The following is a 19,155-nucleotide window of genomic DNA, read 5'->3' on the forward strand; positions in this document are numbered from 1 at the left end:
GTTTATTTAGATAAAATTTTACTTTTGCCAATATATCGTGGCTTCACAAGATAATTGATCCTGACTATTAACTTGATGTTTAGTTGCTAAAAATTCAACTTCTTCGACTAGTTCATATTCACTCACAACCATTTCACCATAACGGACTTCCTTATTGAAGTTTAAAACAATCTTTTCCGGAACGTGTTCCTCTAAGAATGATCGATCCAATACATCAAAAAGCCAACTAAAGTACACAGCATTATTTACATGTTGATTTGCATCTAAATCATAGAAACGTACCCGATAATCTTTGCTTTCTGTTGCTTTTTCAAATGGCAACAATGGTGTTGGGCGTTTGATTTTCTTAATTTTTTCCGATTCAAACGGTGCGAGAACTTCATCTCTCACACTTGCTATTTTTCTTGTTTCAAAGTCCATTAACGCAAAGACGGACTCAATGAAGACACATTCAGCACCCGACTCATCAAAAATCCAAAAATTTCGATAACAGAAAAATTTATTATAGCTTTCAGCTTCTGTTTGAACAGTCACGGTTTCACCCTGTTCAGGCAAACGGGAAATCGTGATTTCATAATGGGTAATAATCCAACCTAAACCTAATTTCTCAACATCTTCTTCACTAACACCCAATTGTTCACTTTGAACAGTCGAACACGATACTGCTAATTTGATTAATGTTGGAATTGTTAAACGTCTTTTTGCATCACACTCATAAAATGGAATTGTGTGAGTTTCTCTAAATTTTTTTCCCATAAAAAATACGGCCTCCTTCAATACTGCTTTTTAAAGTATAGCACATTTTTTTTTCGCATTTACAACATAACAAGGTTAAATAATATAGTTTTTATTACTTTAATCTGAATCAATTGATTTATCAAGCGTTTAAAAGTAGAATAGAGTCTATTGGGATTACCCCTATGATTAAATTTAGAAAGTTGGTAACGTTATGACGCACGAAAATCATGCTCTTTTTATCATCTTCGGAGCAACTGGTGATTTAGCGAAGAGAAAACTATATCCTTCACTTTTTCGTCTCTATCGAAAAAAGAACATTCAATCACACTTTGCTGTTATTGGAACAGCCCGAAGTACTTGGACACACGAACACTTTAGAGAAGTTGTAACTGAATCCATCAATAGTCTTCACCCGACTAAACAAGAATTAGATGAATTTATTAATCATTTTTATTATCAAGCACTAAATGTTGCGAATACTGACGAATATGTTTCCATTCAAGAATTGGCTGAGTCCTTAGATGAGACTTACCACTTAGAAGGTAATCGTATTTTTTACCTTGCCATGGCACCTCAATTTTTCGGTACCATTTCGCAGCATATTAAATCTGAAGGTATCATGTCTGAACATGGCTTTAATCGATTGATCATTGAAAAACCATTTGGTGTTGATCATACTTCAGCTACACAATTAAATGAAGAAATTTCTGCTGTATTTGATGAAAAACAAATTTTCAGAATCGATCACTACTTAGGTAAAGAAATGATTCAAAATATTGCAGCAGTTCGCTTCGGTAACAATATTTTCGAATCGCTTTGGAATCATGCCTATATCGATAATATTCAAATCACATTAGCCGAAAGCTTAGGCGTTGAAGAACGTGGTGGCTATTATGATAAAAGTGGTGCTCTTAAAGATATGGTTCAAAACCATATTTTACAAATTGTTGCCTTACTCGCAATGGAACCACCAACTGTTTTTACTGACGAAGCAATTCGAACTGAAAAAATAAATGCACTAAAAGCTGTCCGCGTCTACAATTCTGATGAAGTCAAAAAATCTTTTGTACGTGGCCAATATTCTTCTAGCGACCATCACTTAGCTTATCGTGAAGAAGCAGGTGTTGATCCAGATTCTAATACCGAAACTTTTGTGGCTGGTAAATTTTTAATTGATAATTTCCGTTGGACCGGCGTACCATTCTATGTCCGAACTGGTAAAAATATGACAGAAAAAGGAACACGTATTAATATTGTCTTTAAATCAACACCAATCAATATTTTCCGTTCAATTGATACACCAATATGTCAAACACAAAAACTACCAGAAAACGTCTTAACCATTTACATACAACCCACTGAAGGTTTTTCATTAACTTTAAATGGTAAAAAAATTGGAACAGGATTTGATATTGATCCGACTAAACTTGTCTTTAGACAATCTGTTGAAAATCTTGAAAACACACCCGAAGCCTATGAAAAATTATTACTTGACTGTCTGAATGGTGATGCGACAAACTTCACTCATTGGGACGAAGTTGAGCAATCATGGAAAGTCGTTGACGTGATTCGTCATACTTGGGATGATGAGACAGTTGATTTTCCAAACTATCTTCCAGGTTCGATGGGACCTAAAGAAGCCTTCGATCTTTTAGAAAAAGACAACCGTTCATGGGTTTGGGAACCAAACAAAAATTAAAAAAAGTGTTGTGAGAATAGCTTTTGTAGCTCTACTCACAACACTTTTATTTTGTTTTATTCTAAGCCATCTTCTAAAGCTTCAGGGTAGAATTCTTCAACGATTGATGTACAGCGTCCGCAAAGTGTTGGTAATTTTTCATTTTGACCAACATCTTTCTTAACAGCACGACATCTTTGACATGTTTCGCCTTCTGCTTTTTCAACTAAAACAGCAACATCATCAAACTTAACTAAACCAGCTGGTTCTGCTGTTAATTCAGACTGAATCTCAACCTCTGAAACAATTAAGATTTGTGCTAAGTTAACATTTAATGCAGTTAACAATGTTTTAATCACTTCATTTGGATAAAGTGTTACTTTAGCTTCAAATGATTTTCCGATTAGTTTTTCTGCTCTAGCCATTTCTAATGCCTTAAGTACGTTATCTCTAACTGTCATGAATTCTGACCACATATCTAGAATTTCTGCTTCATCACTGAAGTTTTGGTAACCAGGTAATTCAGCAAGTTGCACGTATTCTTCCTCTTCTGGTAAATAGCTCCAAATTTCTTCGGCAGTATGTGGTAAGATTGGTGTCATTAATTTTGTTAAAGTAACTAAAATATCATAGAAGACTGTTTGCATTGCACGACGTTCGATATTATTTTCAGATTCAATATACACAACATCTTTGGCAAAATCCAAATAAAATGCTGATAAATCAGACGTACAGAAGTTTACAAGATGTTTGTAAACAGTTGAGAATGAATATTTGTCATAACCTAATTCACGAATTGTTTTTACTTCTTGATTCAAACGGATTAACATATATTTATCAACTGAGCGTAAGTCTTCATAAGCAACACGATTCACTTTTGGATCAAAGTCAGATGTATTTGCTAATAAGAAACGCATTGTATTTCTAATTTTACGATATACTTCAGAAATTTGTTGTAATGTTCCCATATCAACACGAACATCTGATTCATAATCAACACTGGCAACCCATAATCTTAAGATATCAGCACCCATTTGATTAATTACTTTGCTTGGCTCAATAGTATTACCTAGTGATTTACTTTGTTTACGTCCTTGTGGATCCAAAGTGAAACCTTGAGAAATAACAGCTTTATATGGAGAAACGCCGTTAATTGCCACACTTGTCGTAATACTAGAGTTAAACCAACCACGATATTGGTCAGATCCTTCTAAGTATAGGTCTGCTGGGAAGCTTAAATAATCTCTTCCTTTAAGAACAGCTTCATGTGATGAACCAGAATCAAACCAAACATCCATAATGTCAGTTTCTTTTGTAAATTCACCATTTGGGCTTCCTGGGTGAGTAAAGCCTTCAGGTAATAAATCTTTAGCTTCTCTTTCAAACCAAACTCTTGAACCATGTTCCGCAAATAATTCAGAAATATGATCTGTAATTTCTTTTGTTAGAATTGCTTCACCATTTTCTGCATAAAAAATTGGCAAGGGAACACCCCATTGTCTTTGACGTGAGATCACCCAATCACCACGATCACGAATCATATTGTAAAGACGTGTTTTACCCCATGGAATAATCCAGTCCACGTTTTCAACTTCAGATAATACGTCAGCACGAATTTCGTCAATTGAAGCAAACCATTGTGGCGTCGCGCGGTAAATAACTGGTTTTTTAGTTCTCCAATCATGTGGATAACTATGTGTAAAGAAGTCTAATTTTAGTAGCGCTCCTTTTTCTGTTAATAAATCAGTGATCATCGGATTTGCTTTATCATAGAAAATACCCTTGAATCCTGGAGCCTCTTCAGTGAAACAACCACGTCCATCTACAGGAGATAACACTTCTAAACCATTTTTCTTACCAACAATATAGTCATCTTCACCATGTCCAGGAGCTGTATGAACCAAACCAGTACCAGCATCAAGTGTTACATGATCGCCTAATACAATACGTGACTCACGTTCGTAGAATGGATGGTGCGCAGTTATACCGTCTAACTCTGATCCTTTAAATGTTGACAGAATCTCAACACTTTCCCAACCAATTGTTTCAGAAACCATTTCTAAAAGTTCTTTAGCTAAAACAAATTTTTGCTCATCTGCATTAATTAATACATAATCAAAGTCAGCATTAGCAGAAATACCTGTATTAGCAGGTAACGTCCAAGGTGTTGTTGTCCAAATTACAAAACGAGCGTCTTCCGGCAACTTACCTTTACTATCTTTGACTGTAAAGGCTACAAAAATTGAAGGTGATTTAACATCTTTATATTCAATTTCAGCTTCAGCTAAAGATGATTCACTAGATGGTGACCAATAAATTGGTTTTAATCCTTTATATATCAATCCACGTTCAGCCATTTTGCCAAACACACGGATTTGAGCAGCTTCATAATCAGGTGTTAAAGTTACATATGGACGTTCCCAATCAGCAGCAACACCAAGACGTTTAAAGTCCTCACGTTGTTTGTCAACTTGACTTAGGGCGTATTCTTCACATTTTTTAAGGTAATCAGCACGGCTCATTTCTTTACGTTTGATACCTTTATTTGTCAGCACTTGTTCAATCGGCAGTCCGTGAGTATCCCAACCAGGTACATATGGTGATCTAAAACCAGACATTGATTTTGAACGCACAATAATATCTTTACTGATTTTATTTAAAGAGTGACCTAAATGAATGTTACCATTTGCGTATGGAGGGCCATCATGAAGAATAAACGTTGGTTTACCCTCATTCAATTCTTGACGACGTTCATAAATATTCTTTTCTTCCCAATCTTTTTGCCATTCGACTTCTTTTACAGGTAAATTCCCACGCATTGGAAATCCTGTCTGACCTAAATGTAATGTTTCTTTTGTTTTCATTTAGTCTACCCCTCTCTTTGTTTTAAAAAATAAAAAAACTTCACCCCTAATAAGGGACGAAGTTTCGTGTTACCACCCAAGTTTAAGCAATCAAAACGCATTAATGATTACTCCTCGATATCATGTTAACGGGTGACAACCCGAATTAACTTACTTTTTTCAGTTAATTAATTTTGTAAATGATCTAGAAAATATTTTAGAGCATATTAGGTTCTCACTAGCCCTAACTCACTTGGATGAATAAAATATTCTTTTCTGTTTTACAATTTTTAGCTTAGACGGTTACGTTTTGAACGGCCATCATTATTTAAATTTTTTGGTAATTCACGTGTTTCTTCAGTCACTTCATTTTCATCAGTTTCTACTGCAACAGCTTCTGTATTGAAGTTTGGCTGTACATCAACCGCAACAGCATTAGATGTTGTTCCACCAGCGTTAGCCGCTTCAACAGCATCAAGTACTTCTTTAAACGCTTGATGAGTATTATCAACATAGGCGCCAAATGGTTTCAATAATTCATCCCATTCATCACTTTGAACAATTTGCAATTGTGATTCCAATAGAACAGAAAGATTTCTATGGAAGACTCTTGTTTTCTTCTTAAGATCATCTGTTTCAACAGCCAATTGACGCGCACGTTCGCTAGAATCGTTAAGGATTTTGTTTGCTTTAGCAGTGGCTGCTGTAATTAATTCTTCAGACATTTTACTTGCATGAGCTAAAATATCTTCAGATTGAGCTTGTGCTTGTTGAATCGCAAGATCAGATTCTTTTGTAGCATTTTCCTTTAATTTATCAGCTGTATCTTGTGCGACAATAATTGATTGATTTAATGAATCTTTAAGATCATCAAAATAGCTTAATTTTTCTTGTGCTTGTTTGATATCTTTTTCAAGTTCACGATTTTGTTGAAGTATTTTTTCATAATCAAGTGCTAATTGATCTAAGAAATCATCAACTTCGTTGCGGTCGTATCCTTTGAATTTTGAATTAAATTGTTTGTTGGTAATATCGATTGGTTTTAAACTCATTTTTCCACCTCATAAATTACTTTCTTAAGCATCGTATCGCAATACGAATCTTATCTTTTCTTGTTTTTCCTTGAATGTCTTCTAATTGAATTCTACCAAAGCCTCTAACAGAAACAATATCTTTGATATCAGCAACAAGATCTGGTCTTTCGATTGGTGTCCAATTTAATTGGACTTTACCAGATTCAATTAGTTTTTTAGACCGTTGCCTAGATATATTATATACTGACGATACAAGATTATCAATTCTTAACGAAGAAATCGTATGGTTTTCCAACATCCAATCTTCAATAGGTTTCATAACATCATTAAGTTCGATTTCTATAAAACGAATGCTAACATTGCTAATTTTCTCCGTTTGAATCACAACATAATTGGCAATTGATTTTTTCATAAAAATTTGCCATTTTTCACCATCAGTAATGATATCACCGATACACTCTCTTTTTATACCTTTGTTAATAATCGTCCCTAAAATTTTGCCATGTGTTAAATCACAAAATTTTGTAGGATAACTAATCTCAAAAATTTTTATTTCGAAGTCCTCAATACTTGGCGTGTAGTAGTTTGGATATAGAATAGCACACTTTCTTTCAGACTCTTCAAAGCCTCCATAAAATTGACATTCTATATCTAAATTACCATTCACTAAAGACTCCACAATAAATTTTTCGCGAGGATTTAAGAAATCAGTAACAATTGGTGCGTATTGTGCCGTTACTTGATCAATCCAGTCCAAAACAGATTCGATAAAAGGATGTTCGTCCTTGCGAAAATGTTGATACACATTAGTTTGCAAAAACTCACATCCCTTCTTTATTGTTATTAATATAGCAATCCTATCAAAATTTTCGAAATGACTTCACTAAATATGTTTAGTGCAAAAATCGCAACAATTATCGTGAAATCAATTGGACCAAAAGATAAATTCAAGCGATCAAACAGGCTTAAATACGGTCTCGATAGATTGATAATCCACTCGCCAATTTTTGTTTGGTAAGCGCCAGGAAACCATGATAATAACGCATATGCAATTAAAACAAATGAGTAAATTCTTACTATGTATAAAAATAAGCTTAAAATGCTAATAATCAAGCTATCACTCTCCTACATTTCTGCAAAATGTGCCTCAATTAAACTTTTCGCAATTGTTGAACTAATCTCAACATTCTTAGGTGTACAAATGAATATTTCTTCCCCAATTCTACGAATATCTCCATCAATGGCATAAACTGCTCCAGTTAAAAAATCCACAACACGACGTGCTTGAAATTCTTCCATTGCTGCGAAAGAAAGAATTACAATTTCATTTTTAAACAAACTTTGAGCGATCATACGACATTCACCGTACTCACTAGGCTCAAATACCGATACTTTTTTATCGACACGTTGGTTATCAGTCATCCTACGATTTGCATTGACATTTGAAGTCGGTTGAACGGGTTGTTGGTAAGTATTCATGGCAACCACTTTTTTATTTGATGGGACCGGATTAGGCGAAGAAACGTTCATAGCTGTGTTCGTTTGCTTCATCTGATTTCCACTCCTATTTTTCTCTGCTCTTTGTTTCGACTTCTTAGTGTCTTGAGTCTTATCAATCTTTGGCTTGACTACAGATTCATTAACAGTTTCTTCCACTTGAGTCTCTTCGTTTGTTGGATGGCCTAACAAGAAAAATTCAGAGAATGATTTTTTATTAAAATATTTCAAGTTCTTTCCACCTCTCCACTATTTCTTAAAAAAAGCTGACCCTACGCGAACGAAAGTAGCTCCTTCTTCTATCGCAATTTGATAATCTTGACTCATTCCCATACTAAGTTCTTGACACGGAGCATGGTTATAATTTTTGTTCGCCAAAATTGTTTGCAACCTTTTCAATTCTGAAAAATAAAGACGTAGTTCACCTTCACTAGCTTCAAAAGGAGCCATTGTCATCAAACCTACGACTTCAATTTTATCAAATTCAATCAATTCAGTTACAAATTTCATCAAATCTTCAGGAGAGACACCTTGTTTGGATGTCTCACCCGAAATATTGACCTGTACAAAACATTTAATTTTTGTATCAGCTCTTTTTTGTATTTCATGAGCTAATTTTAAACTGTCCAACGCATGAAAATAATCGATTGTGTTGATTACATCCTTAACTTTTCGTCTTTGCAAACGGCCAATAAAATGCCATATGATATCAGAGTCTTTAAAGTGAGCTTGCTTTTCAGCAAGGGCATCAACTCTATTCTCCGCAAATTGTCGTATCCCTGTTTCAAAAACAGTCTCCATATCTGGAACACCGACACTTTTACTCACACAGATTAAATTAACTTTTTCAATATCGCGTTGCCTTTTTTGACAGGAAACTTTGATATTTTGACGAATTGTTTCAACATTAGTGTTTATCATTAGTCAAAAAACCTACTATCTTTTTCTTCTGAAAAATGGAGGAGTACTTAACTCATCTTCATCTTCTTGAGCTACATTATTGTTTGAAAAATTATCTAAATCTTTTTTTTCTAAAGAATCAAATTGAGTTTCTTCAGGTACAGCTCTTGTATTTGGCTCACGGCGGATATCCCAATCCCCGAACATTCCATTTTGTTGAGATTCAACTGGTTCACTTACTTCTTGAACCGCTGGTGCTTGACGTGTTGGACGTTGAACCATTGTTTGTTGTGTCGGTACTTGACGACCAACTTGAGGTCTTTCTTTTTTTCCAGGATCAATGCCAGTTGCGATAACTGTTACGATGATTTCATCGTTAAGTTTTTCGTTAACTGATGTTCCTAGAATAATATTCACATCGCCACCTGTAGCATTTGCAACAATCTCTGAAGCATCTTGTGCTTCAAATAACGTCATATCTAAGCCACCAGTAATGTTAAGTAACACTTGTTCTGCACCTTCGATTGATGTTTCTAATAATGGAGATGCAATTGCTTTGCGTGTTGCTTCGATAACACGATCTTCACCATTGGCTACACCAATACCCATTAATGCAGTACCTTGGTCTTGCATTACAGTTTTAACGTCAGCAAAGTCTAAGTTCACATAACCTGGAGAAGTAATTAAATCTGAAATTCCTTGAACACCTTGTCTTAAAACATTATCAGCTTCTCTGAAAGCCTCAAGCATTGGTGTTTTCTTATCAACAATTTCTAATAAGCGATTGTTTGAAATAATGACTAGAGTATCAACATTTTCTTTTAATCCTGAAACACCTTCAGAAGCAAAACGACTTCTCTTTGGTCCTTCAAAACTAAATGGACGTGTTACCACACCGACAGTTAACGCTCCTTGTTCTTTTGCAATTCCTGCAACGATTGGTGCTGCACCAGTACCAGTACCGCCACCCATTCCTGCAGTAATGAAAACTAAATCAGCCCCAGCTAATGCTGCTGCGATTTGTTCTTCGCTTTCTTGAGCAGATTTTTCACCAACTTCTGGTAATGAGCCTGCACCTAAACCTTTTGTAAATTTAGGTCCTAATTGAATTACTGTTTCAGCTTTTGAATGTTGTAAAGCTTGAACATCAGTGTTAGCAACGATAAATTCAACGCCTTTAACACCTTCGTCAATCATGCGATTAACGGCATTTCCACCAGCACCACCGACACCAATAACTTTAATAACAGCGCCTGCGTTTACTGTGTTATCTAAAGAAAATTCCATTGTTTGTTTCCTCCTAGTTATGTTTAGTCGAATATGTTTGAGAAGAAGCCTTTGACTTTACTTCCAAATCCTTCTTTTTCCGTTTCATCTGATTGAATCTCAGTGATTGGCTCTTGCACAGGGGCAGGAGTTGTTTCGACTTTTGGTTGTGTGTAAACTTCTTTAGAAGTTACTACTTTTGATTTGTTGTTGCCATAAACGGCTTCTTTTGCAACATGATAGACTTCGTCTAATTCTGTTACATATTCAACAATCGCAATTGCATTAGCAAAGACAGGATTTCTTAATCCCATATGATTTGGCACGTATAATTTTACGTTTGTTCCAAAAATATCTGCTGCTAACTCAACAACGCCTGGTAAACTTGCAGCGCCACCAGTTAAGATTACACCGCCAGGTAAGTTTAACCCGTCAAATGTATCTAAAACTGATTTAGATTTAGTAAAAATTTGTTCAACTCTTGCTTCAATAATTTCTGAAAGATAACGTTCATCAATTTTAATTGGATCATTTTGTCCAATAACATCCACTGGGAAATCTTCATTTGAAGATGCCTTTTCAGGATAAGCATAGCCGTAGTTAATTTTTAATGCTTCCGCATTTGTTAATGACGTATTTAACACAACTGAAATGTCTTTTGTTACAAATTCTCCACCTTCTTGTTCTACGTGAGAGAATTTCAACTCTTGTTCATACATAACAGAAGTTGTTGTTTGACCGCCACCCATGTCGATAATAACTGTACCAAAATCTTTTTCTCCATCAGAAAGAATAGATTCAGCTAAAGCTAATGGTGTAATAACCATTTCTTCAACAACTAAGCCAGCTTTTTCCACACATTTACGGATATTGTGAACAATTGTTTTAGGACCAGTAAATAATAGTCCTTTCATATCAAGACGAACGCCAATCATACCACGAGGGTCTTTGATTCCTTCAAATCCATCAACTTTAAACTCTTGAGGGATAAGTGTAATCACTTGACGTTCTGGTGGTGTTGAACGAACCACCGCTGCTTGTGCAACATTTTTCACATCGTTTGACGAAATTTCTTTTGATTCTGAATTAACAGCAATCATACCTTCACATTTTTCAACTTCCAACAAGTTAGCTGGAATACCAACGCTGACACTTCTAATTTGAACGCCAGATTTTTCTTCCGCTTGCTTAATTGCACGTTGAATAGATTGGACAGCCTTATCGATATCAATGACAATACCTCTATCCAATCCTTTAGATTTTGCATTTCCCACACCAATAATATTAATTTGATTTTCTATGTACTCAGCAACTACTACTTTGACAGATGTAGTTCCGACATCAAGACTCACATGTATTCCTGTTTTTGCCATGAAAGGTGTTCCCTCCTATTTTCTAACAGAGTCTTCCTCTATTATTGCATAATACCACACATCATTCTATCATAAAATAGACCATTAAATAAAGAACATTCTATTAAATGTCATCAAAATTAAATTTAATAGTAATCTTCTGTTATTATTTCTGATGAATCGTCTGTGCTTTCTGAAGATTCTTCTGTTTTTTCTTTGTCATTTCCCTTTTCATATGAAAAAATACCACTCGTTCCTGCTTCCATATCAATTACCCCTGGCTTCTTCATTTCAGCAACAATTTTAGGATAATACACAATTTTTTTAGCAATTGTTGACGATAGACCGATGACTTCATTGCCATCTTTCATTTTCAGTTTTATTTGATAGGGATTTTTTTTCTTCGCTGTTGATTCAACTTCACTAATATTTGATTTTGTTTTGTCATCAAATTGTTGATATGCCTTTAAAAAAGTTGTAAATTTATCATCTTCTTTAAAATTTATCAACACTGGATATTGACTATCAGTTTGAGCCTCAGTTTCGGGTAATACCTTCTCGTTTTCAAGTATAACATGAAACTTGTCATTTTTTTTCAAATATCCAATTGTTTTGTATTCTGTCACTGATATTTTTAATTCATCAAAACTTGCCAGTTCAATTTTTGCAGTTTTAATTCTTGGATTCTGCGCAACAATTCGTTTTTGAGAACTACTTTTATTAAAATATTGCTTCCAAATTCCTTTACCTATTTGAATATCAGAACTATTTATTATTTGTTCAGATTTAGCGTCTTTAATGCCTACTACTTTTATCTCTTGTACCTTACTAAATGGTGAAATGAAATATAAATTTACGAGAATAGCAATACAGAGCACTAAAAGCACGCCAATTAACTGTTTCAAAATCTTCGGGTTGCGCGTTTTTTGAGTACGTTCTTTAATCTCATAAGATTTTTGTTCTGGTTTAACTTCTGATTGTTTTTTTTCTTTTTCTTTAGAGCTTCGTCGCGATTGTGAATTTTGTCTTTGTACGCTTGGTAAATTACTATTCTTGTCTTCTTTTTGAGGACGAGTTTTTTTCATCTTTCTAAACCCTCCTTAATTTGTCAATTCTTGAACTAAATGATAAAGACGATCTGTTGCATCTGAAATACCTTGTGCTTTTGACTGAAGGCTCATTTTAGTTCTCATATCTTCATCAAGCATCACTTGATCTACTGCGTTAACCAAAGTTTTTCCTGTTAACTCACTATCTTTAATGACCAACGCAGCAGATTGATTTACTAAGCTTTGAGCATTTTTTGTTTGATGATCATTTGTTACATTTGGGCTTGGAATTAAAACAGACGGTAAACCTAACCCTGTAATTTCAGCCAGTGACGTTGCACCAGCACGGCCTACAACTAAATCAACGTTTACAAGAACTTGTTCCATATCTTCAATGTATGGCACAATTTTAACTTTCAAATTCTCTAATTGATGTTCAACTAAATATTTTTCAACATCTTCATAATAAATATTGCCTGATGCATATAAAACTTGATAATCACGTTGATTAAAATCAATCAAACCTTCTAGCATCGCTTCATTAATACGTAATGCTCCTCTTGACCCACCAAAAATTAAAACGGTTGGAATATCATTTTGCAAACCATATTTAGTTAATGCATCTGATTTTTGCAATCCCGCGACTTCTTGAGCACGAGGGTTTCCAATCAATTCAACTTTACTTGCTGGGAAATCTTGAGCTGCATCTTCAAAACAGATGCCTATTTTATCAACGAATCGTGATAGAAATTTGTTTGTCATACCCGCTACACTATTTTGTTCATGTATAATTGTTGGCACTTTTAAGCGGCTAGCTGCATACACAACTGCTCCACTAACATAACCACCTGTTCCAATCACAACATCAGGTCTAAATTCTTTAATCATTTTTTTTGATTGCTTCACACTTTTCAAAAACAAATAAATCGTTTTGAAGTTAGTTAGTGACAGCGAACGTTTAAAGCCTTGTATTTCTAATGTCGTAAAAGGTATGTTTTCTCTTGGTACAATTTTTTGTTCCAAACCTTTTTCTGTTCCCACATACAAAAATTCTGCAGTAGGATCAATTTTCCTAATATGTTTTATCAGTGAAACCGCTGGATAGATATGACCACCGGTACCTCCACCTGAAACTAAAATTTTCATGTTATACCCCTATTTACTTTTTTTAAAATGTCGTGCTACCTCAGAAATAAAATCCTCACCGCGCTTTTCGAAATTCTCATATTGATCCCAGCTAGCACAGGCTGGAGATAAAAGAATGGAATCCCCTAAGTCACTTGCTAAAAATGCATTTAAAACTGCATCTCGCATTGTATCAACTTCATAAATCAACGGAATCCCCGCTTCCTTTGCAGCTACAACTAATTTATCTTTCGTTTCACCCATCACAACAATTGCCTTCAAATCAGTTAGACTCGGTACTAATTCACTAAATGAATTCCCGCGATCTAAACCACCAGCAATTAAAATTAAGTGTTGCTTATCAAAACCACTTAATGCTCGTTCTGTAGCTAGAATGTTGGTTGCTTTGGAATCATTATAGACTTTTCTATTTTCAAATTGGCCAATAAATTCTGTTCGATGAGGCACACCTACAAAATGAATTAAGGTTTCGCGAATAACTTCATTGGAAACACCTTCTAATTTTGCCACACAAATAGCTGCCAAAGCATTTTCAATGTTATGTACGCCGGGAACACCAATTTCAGAAGCTGTCATAATTAATTCTGTTTGATAGAATAATTGTCCATCAAGCACATAGGCCCCTTCTTTTGTTGAGCCATCTGTACAAAATGGAATGACTGTAGCTTTCGTTAATTTTGATAATTCTTTTAATTCAGCTTGATTAAAGTTTAAAATTAATTTATCATCCGCTGTCATATTGTTTTGAATATTCCATTTCGCCTTAACATACTCATCACGCGTACCATGATAATCCAAATGAGCTTCATAAAGATTTGTAATAATCGCTAATTTAGGATGAAATGTTTCGATGCCCATTAGTTGGAAACTTGATAATTCAGTAACCAATCGATCACTAGCAGCTGCTGCTTTAGCTACTTGACAAGCAGGAAAACCGATATTACCAGCTAATAAAGCTTGCCCCGCTTGTTTATTAGCATTTAAAATTTGATAAATCATGGTTGTTGTTGTTGTTTTACCATTCGTTCCTGTAATACCGATAAAATCAGCTGCAGAAATTTCAGCCGCTAATTCTACTTCAGTATAAATAGGAATATGACGTTTTATTGCTTCTTCGAGAATAGGATTACTGTAAGGAATACCAGGGTTCTTGATAATCATCGCGAACCCTTCATCAAGTAAATCAATCGGATGCTCCCCTGTTATAACCGTCATGCCTTGTTCTAACAGTTGTTGTGCTTCTAAATTATCATCTAATTTTTTAGCATCGTTAACTGTGACAAAAGCACCTAACTCATGTAATAACTGGGCAGCTGCAACACCACTTTTCGCTAATCCTAGCACTAATATTTTTTTATTTTCATATTTTGTTGTTGCTTTCATCCTTATGACCCCTTTTTATAAGTATAAAATTCCTAATGTTAAACCTGACATAATTAATCCTACTATCCAAAAAACAATATCAATTTTCCATTCAGTCCAACCACTTAATTCAAAATGATGGTGAATGGGTGACATTTTAAAGATTCTTTTTCCAGTTAACTTAAATGATGCAACTTGTAACATGACACTAGCGGTCTCCACAACATAAACAAACCCAATTAAGAGTAATGTCCATTCTTTCTCCAATAGGATAGAAATAGCTGCTAACATACCACCTAGTGCTAACGAGCCGACATCACCCATAAATATTTTCGCTGGTTTCTTATTATAGAAAAAGAAACCAAACAACGCGCCTGCTGTTGTAATACAAATTAAGGCAATATCTATTTGGTGTTGCTTCCACGCAATAAAAGCGTATGTTAAGAATGAAATCATGCCTAATCCAGATACTAAACCATCAATGCCGTCAGTTAAATTGACTGCATTTGAAAAGCCAACTAACCAAAAGACACAAAAGACACCATAGAGAACACCAATATGGATTGAACCACCCCATGGAAGAGCAAGTGTTTCACTAATCCCTTCCATTTTGATTACACCATATAGAATAATCCCGCCAACGATTTGACCGATTAATTTTTGTAATGAATTAAGGCCAAGGTTTTGTTTTTTGAAAACTTTTAAAAAGTCATCTACAAAACCTAATCCTCCGTAAAGCATTAAAATAAAAATTACAATCCCGTAGAAGGGCGTCACTTCTTTTAACCACAATGTCGTAATCAAAGAAGCTAACACAATACTAATTAAAAAGACAAATCCTCCCATAGTAGGCGTCCCAGATTTAGCTAAATGTGCTTGTGGACCTTCTTCTCTAATTGCTTGACCCATTTTTTTAGTTCTAAAAAAGCCAATAAAGATTGGCATCACCATTAAGACAAAAGCAAATCCTAATGAAAATGGAATTAATAATTCTGTGGTTAACATGTTTGTTCTCCTTTGTTCACTCGTTTATTTATGTTCTGTATTACCTGCATCAACTTTAAATGCATGTTCTAGTACGCTATTCGAAATTTTTGCAATTTGTTCTGGCGCGTCGCCAACTTTCGGTTGTTTCATTGTGACATACATAATATATTCTGGATTCTCCGTTGGTGCCATTTGCACCACTGAATAAATATAATCAGTTGGACCTGTTAATAGTAAACCTCGATCAAAAATTTGCGCAGTCCCTGTTTTCGCAGACACATTTAAGCCGTCAATATTATAAATACCAGTACCAGTTCCGTAGACTTTATCATTAACAACATCTTGCATAAAATCTAACACTTTATTTGCTGTATCTGATTTTACTGGTTGGCCTACTTCTTTTGGCCCATATACTTTATCTTTCTTATCTTCTGTCGTTACTTTTTTAAGATATTGAGGTTTCATCATTTTCCCATCATTAGCAATTGCAGAGAAACCTTGCATCATTTGGAAATTGGTAACATTAATCGCTTGTCCAAATGAAGTCATCGCCGTATCGACAGGTGATGTATCCTGAATATTTCCCGGTTTTTCATTTGGTAAATTTGAGTCAGTTGTCTTTCCAAAACCAAATTTTTGTAAGTATGATTGCCACGTTGGCCCCATTTTTTGTTCTAGACGAATCATACCAACGTTACTTGACCATGCTAATGCTTGACGATACGTCATTGGTCCTTTACCTTCACCACCATTCCAGTCATTAATTACTCGGTCTTCAACTTGGATTTTCCCGGATTGGAAGGTTTCATTTTCATTAAGATTACCTGAATCAATTGCCGCAGCCATTGTAAAGACTTTCATGGTTGATCCTGGCTCATACGGATTTTCAATTAAAAGATTTTCCCAAACTGGTTTTGGCTGACCTTTTTCTTCATACAATCCACGTTTAGTCTGTGGATCAAAAGTTGGCCGTTGAGAAGCCGCTAGAATTTCACCTGTTTTCGCGTTCATTAATGTCGCTGTCATATTAACGGGCTTCGCTTCTTTTTGAACTTCTGACATGGCGTCTTCTAATCTAACTTGTAGGTTGGTATCAATAGTTGTATAAATATCTTGACCATCTTTAGCTTTCTTCTCAACAATTTCAGTTCCTGGTATTTCATTACCCTTGCTGTCACGCTGATAATTCTTATGACCATCTTCACCTTTTAAAACTTTATCATAGGCTTTTTCAATGCCCATACCTTCTTCACCAGAAATAGAAACAGTGTTTCCATTTTTATCTTTTTGTGGCGATGCGTAACCAATTAAATATGAAGCAAATTCACCATTAGGATACATACGATCAGGATGTTCATTAAAATAAATTCCGGTAATTTTTTTCTCTTGCAATTCCTTTTCAATTTCAGTTTTTGTTTCTAGTGATAAATTCTTACCCTCAGAACCAAACTCAACATAACTAATTTCTTTACCTGCTTTATTTCTCTTTGGTTTTAATTGTTCCAGCGTCATTTCTTTAGGCACGCTGGCATGCTTGTTTAGAATTTCAGCGATTGCATTATGATCTTTCTCATGTACAAAAAGTTCGACATTATTTAAACCAATATAATCCTTACTTAATTCAGCATATAACGAATAGGAAGTAGCATCCTTAGCAATCGGCAAACCATTTCTGTCGAAAATAGTCCCTCTTTTTGCTTTGATTATGCTACTCCCTTGATATAAACTGTCCTTTTTCTCGTTTAAGTTTTCAGTTCCTACTTTTCCAATTGTCACAATATAAATAAAACGACTGGTAAATAGAACAAAAACTGCTATTGTCATAATACTCAAAATCAACCCAACATTACGTCTGTTCCTAGCAGGCGTTTGATTTTTACTATTAATCTTGTTCTTTATTTTTTTGAAAAACATTCTAACTTTATTTTTCATTCGCGAATTGTCCTTATACTATCTTCGTGTGGTTTAATCCCAGCTTTATCCGCAATTTCTTTCACGCGATCTTGTCTGAGCAACTCATTTTTTTCTTGTTCGAGTTTATTCACATCTTTTTGAGCTTGACTCATTTTTTGTTGGATACCGGTAATTGCTTCTTCCTCATGATTTACAGCTGTTGTCAACTTAATTGTTGCTACTGACAGAAAGACCAACGCTACCACAAAACTAACTCCAACTACTTTTTCTAAACGACTTACCACTTGTAATTTATTTGATTCTTTTTTATTTTCAACGGCTTTTAGTCCAGTTTTAATTTCCTCTTGAGGATTCTTCGGAGCATGCTCTTCAAGATAATATTTTTTTTCTTCAGCTAGAGACATACTACACCATCCTTTCCGGAAGTACTTTTTCAACAATTCTTAATTTCGCACTTCGTGAACGATTATTAGCCTCCAACTCTTCCTCAGAAGGTAGGATTGGTTTGCGATTGATAAGCTTCAACGTAGGTTGATACTCAATCGGAATAATCGGTAAGCCAGGTGGCAAATCAGAATGCGGTTGACTGTACTCCTTAAATATATTTTTAACTAACTTATCTTCTAATGAGTGGAAGGTAATTACGCTAATACGTCCACCTTCATCTAACATTTCAATTGCTTGTTCAAGAGATTCCCCAATCACGTCTAATTCGCTATTCACTTCAATACGGATAGCTTGGAAAACGCGTTTTGCTGGGTGACCACCTTTACGTCTTGCTGGGGCTGGGATAGCATCTTTGATAATATCAACCAATTCACCAGTTGTTGTAATTCTAGCAGTCTCTCTTCTTTTTTCAATCAGACGCGCAATTTGTTTTGAAAATTTTTCTTCACCATAGCGAAAGAAAATCTTAACAAGTTGCTCATATGAATAATCATTGACAACGTCTTGTGCTGTTAACGATGCAGATAAATCCATCCGCATATCTAACGGTGCATCTTGATGATAACTAAATCCTCTTTCCGCTTCATCTAACTGCGGAGAAGACACACCTAAATCATATAAAATACCGTCGACTTTCGCAACATTTATTTTTATTAATTCTTCTTTTAAAAAACGAAAATTACTTTGAATAAATGTCACCATGTTTTTTTCTACATACGGTGCGAGAAATTCTTTAGCATGCTCAATGGCTGTTTCATCTTGATCAAACACAATCAAGTGACCCGTTTCATCCAGCTGTGACAGTAAATACTGACTATGTCCAGCTCCACCTAACGTACAATCAACATAAGTTCCATTTGGTTTTATTTTTAATCCATCAACAGTTTCGTGTAAAAGGACTGTTATATGTTTAAATTTTTCTGACATTTTTTTCTCTCCAAC

Annotated in this window: 17 protein-coding genes; 1 reads left to right on the forward strand and 16 read right to left on the reverse strand. The window is 34.9% G+C overall.

Going from position 1 to position 19,155, the window contains the following annotated elements:
- Positions 1 to 18: 18 nt before the first annotated feature.
- Positions 19 to 756: an acyl-ACP thioesterase domain-containing protein gene (locus ESZ54_RS07690; RefSeq protein ID WP_136137088.1), complete on the reverse strand. Its 738-nt coding sequence runs from the start codon at positions 754 to 756 to the stop codon at positions 19 to 21.
- A gap of 193 nt (positions 757 to 949) precedes the next feature.
- Here ESZ54_RS07690 and zwf point away from each other — a divergent pair, with 193 nt between their 5' ends.
- The gene (zwf, locus tag ESZ54_RS07695; RefSeq protein ID WP_136137089.1) at positions 950 to 2,437 is read left to right on the forward strand and encodes a glucose-6-phosphate dehydrogenase; all 1,488 of its coding nucleotides are present in this window, start codon (positions 950 to 952) and stop codon (positions 2,435 to 2,437) included.
- A gap of 56 nt (positions 2,438 to 2,493) precedes the next feature.
- On the opposite strand, the gene ileS is transcribed toward zwf, so the two are convergent.
- The 15 genes from ileS to rsmH all read right to left on the reverse strand — a co-directional run bounded on the left by ileS (position 2,494) and on the right by rsmH (position 19,140).
- On the reverse strand, positions 2,494 to 5,280 hold the full coding sequence (ileS, locus tag ESZ54_RS07700) for an isoleucine--tRNA ligase (RefSeq protein WP_136137090.1): 2,787 nt from the start codon (positions 5,278 to 5,280) through the stop codon (positions 2,494 to 2,496).
- A gap of 269 nt (positions 5,281 to 5,549) precedes the next feature.
- On the reverse strand, positions 5,550 to 6,311 hold the full coding sequence (locus ESZ54_RS07705; RefSeq protein WP_136137091.1) for a DivIVA domain-containing protein: 762 nt from the start codon (positions 6,309 to 6,311) through the stop codon (positions 5,550 to 5,552).
- Between the two features lie 16 nt (positions 6,312 to 6,327).
- Entirely contained in the window at positions 6,328 to 7,110 is a 783-nt protein-coding gene (locus ESZ54_RS07710; RefSeq protein ID WP_136137092.1) for a YlmH family RNA-binding protein, read from the reverse strand.
- A gap of 26 nt (positions 7,111 to 7,136) precedes the next feature.
- On the reverse strand, positions 7,137 to 7,406 hold the full coding sequence (locus ESZ54_RS07715) for a YggT family protein (RefSeq protein WP_239433772.1): 270 nt from the start codon (positions 7,404 to 7,406) through the stop codon (positions 7,137 to 7,139).
- 12 nt (positions 7,407 to 7,418) lie between these two features.
- Entirely contained in the window at positions 7,419 to 8,021 is a 603-nt protein-coding gene (locus ESZ54_RS07720) for a cell division protein SepF (RefSeq protein WP_239433773.1), read from the reverse strand.
- Between the two features lie 18 nt (positions 8,022 to 8,039).
- Positions 8,040 to 8,711, reverse strand: a complete 672-nt coding sequence (locus ESZ54_RS07725; RefSeq protein ID WP_136137093.1) for a YggS family pyridoxal phosphate-dependent enzyme — start codon at positions 8,709 to 8,711, stop codon at positions 8,040 to 8,042.
- 15 nt (positions 8,712 to 8,726) lie between these two features.
- Positions 8,727 to 9,977, reverse strand: a complete 1,251-nt coding sequence (gene ftsZ, locus ESZ54_RS07730) for a cell division protein FtsZ (RefSeq protein ID WP_136137094.1) — start codon at positions 9,975 to 9,977, stop codon at positions 8,727 to 8,729.
- Positions 9,978 to 10,000: 23 nt separating this feature from the next.
- Entirely contained in the window at positions 10,001 to 11,329 is a 1,329-nt protein-coding gene (gene ftsA / locus ESZ54_RS07735) for a cell division protein FtsA (RefSeq protein WP_136137095.1), read from the reverse strand.
- 125 nt (positions 11,330 to 11,454) lie between these two features.
- Positions 11,455 to 12,393 carry a cell division protein FtsQ/DivIB gene (locus ESZ54_RS07740; RefSeq protein WP_136137096.1) on the reverse strand — a complete coding sequence of 313 codons (939 nt, stop codon included), beginning with the start codon at positions 12,391 to 12,393 and terminating at the stop codon, positions 11,455 to 11,457.
- A 15-nt stretch (positions 12,394 to 12,408) separates the two neighbouring features.
- Positions 12,409 to 13,503 carry an undecaprenyldiphospho-muramoylpentapeptide beta-N-acetylglucosaminyltransferase gene (gene murG, locus ESZ54_RS07745; RefSeq protein ID WP_136137097.1) on the reverse strand — a complete coding sequence of 365 codons (1,095 nt, stop codon included), beginning with the start codon at positions 13,501 to 13,503 and terminating at the stop codon, positions 12,409 to 12,411.
- Positions 13,504 to 13,512: 9 nt separating this feature from the next.
- A complete protein-coding gene (gene murD, locus ESZ54_RS07750) occupies positions 13,513 to 14,886 on the reverse strand; it encodes a UDP-N-acetylmuramoyl-L-alanine--D-glutamate ligase (RefSeq protein WP_136137098.1) in 1,374 nt (457 codons plus the stop codon).
- A 15-nt stretch (positions 14,887 to 14,901) separates the two neighbouring features.
- Positions 14,902 to 15,870, reverse strand: a complete 969-nt coding sequence (mraY, locus tag ESZ54_RS07755) for a phospho-N-acetylmuramoyl-pentapeptide-transferase (RefSeq protein ID WP_136137099.1) — start codon at positions 15,868 to 15,870, stop codon at positions 14,902 to 14,904.
- 24 nt (positions 15,871 to 15,894) lie between these two features.
- Positions 15,895 to 17,676, reverse strand: a complete 1,782-nt coding sequence (locus ESZ54_RS07760) for a penicillin-binding transpeptidase domain-containing protein (protein WP_239433774.1) — start codon at positions 17,674 to 17,676, stop codon at positions 15,895 to 15,897.
- A gap of 104 nt (positions 17,677 to 17,780) precedes the next feature.
- On the reverse strand, positions 17,781 to 18,170 hold the full coding sequence (gene ftsL, locus ESZ54_RS07765; RefSeq protein WP_136137100.1) for a cell division protein FtsL: 390 nt from the start codon (positions 18,168 to 18,170) through the stop codon (positions 17,781 to 17,783).
- Between the two features lies 1 nt (position 18,171).
- Complete coding sequence (gene rsmH, locus ESZ54_RS07770; RefSeq protein WP_136137101.1) at positions 18,172 to 19,140, reverse strand: 16S rRNA (cytosine(1402)-N(4))-methyltransferase RsmH; 969 nt, start codon at positions 19,138 to 19,140, stop codon at positions 18,172 to 18,174.
- Positions 19,141 to 19,155: the final 15 nt, after the last annotated feature.

This window comes from Vagococcus silagei (assembly GCF_004795745.1).
Taxonomy (GTDB): domain Bacteria; phylum Bacillota; class Bacilli; order Lactobacillales; family Vagococcaceae; genus Vagococcus; species Vagococcus silagei.

What these genes read in the sequence shown, in the direction of transcription:
- ESZ54_RS07690 (WP_136137088.1), bottom strand. Translation starts at nt 756, where the DNA reads ATGGGAAAAAAATTTAGAGAAACTCACACAATTCCATTTTATGAGTGT.
- zwf (WP_136137089.1), top strand. Translation starts at nt 950, where the DNA reads ATGACGCACGAAAATCATGCTCTTTTTATCATCTTCGGAGCAACTGGT.
- ileS (WP_136137090.1), bottom strand. Translation starts at nt 5,280, where the DNA reads ATGAAAACAAAAGAAACATTACATTTAGGTCAGACAGGATTTCCAATG.
- ESZ54_RS07705 (WP_136137091.1), bottom strand. Translation starts at nt 6,311, where the DNA reads ATGAGTTTAAAACCAATCGATATTACCAACAAACAATTTAATTCAAAA.
- ESZ54_RS07725 (WP_136137093.1), bottom strand. Translation starts at nt 8,711, where the DNA reads ATGATAAACACTAATGTTGAAACAATTCGTCAAAATATCAAAGTTTCC.
- ftsZ (WP_136137094.1), bottom strand. Translation starts at nt 9,977, where the DNA reads ATGGAATTTTCTTTAGATAACACAGTAAACGCAGGCGCTGTTATTAAA.
- ftsA (WP_136137095.1), bottom strand. Translation starts at nt 11,329, where the DNA reads ATGGCAAAAACAGGAATACATGTGAGTCTTGATGTCGGAACTACATCT.
- ESZ54_RS07740 (WP_136137096.1), bottom strand. Translation starts at nt 12,393, where the DNA reads ATGAAAAAAACTCGTCCTCAAAAAGAAGACAAGAATAGTAATTTACCA.
- murG (WP_136137097.1), bottom strand. Translation starts at nt 13,503, where the DNA reads ATGAAAATTTTAGTTTCAGGTGGAGGTACCGGTGGTCATATCTATCCA.
- murD (WP_136137098.1), bottom strand. Translation starts at nt 14,886, where the DNA reads ATGAAAGCAACAACAAAATATGAAAATAAAAAAATATTAGTGCTAGGA.
- mraY (WP_136137099.1), bottom strand. Translation starts at nt 15,870, where the DNA reads ATGTTAACCACAGAATTATTAATTCCATTTTCATTAGGATTTGCTTTT.
- ESZ54_RS07760 (WP_239433774.1), bottom strand. Translation starts at nt 17,676, where the DNA reads ATGACAATAGCAGTTTTTGTTCTATTTACCAGTCGTTTTATTTATATT.
- ftsL (WP_136137100.1), bottom strand. Translation starts at nt 18,170, where the DNA reads ATGTCTCTAGCTGAAGAAAAAAAATATTATCTTGAAGAGCATGCTCCG.
- rsmH (WP_136137101.1), bottom strand. Translation starts at nt 19,140, where the DNA reads ATGTCAGAAAAATTTAAACATATAACAGTCCTTTTACACGAAACTGTT.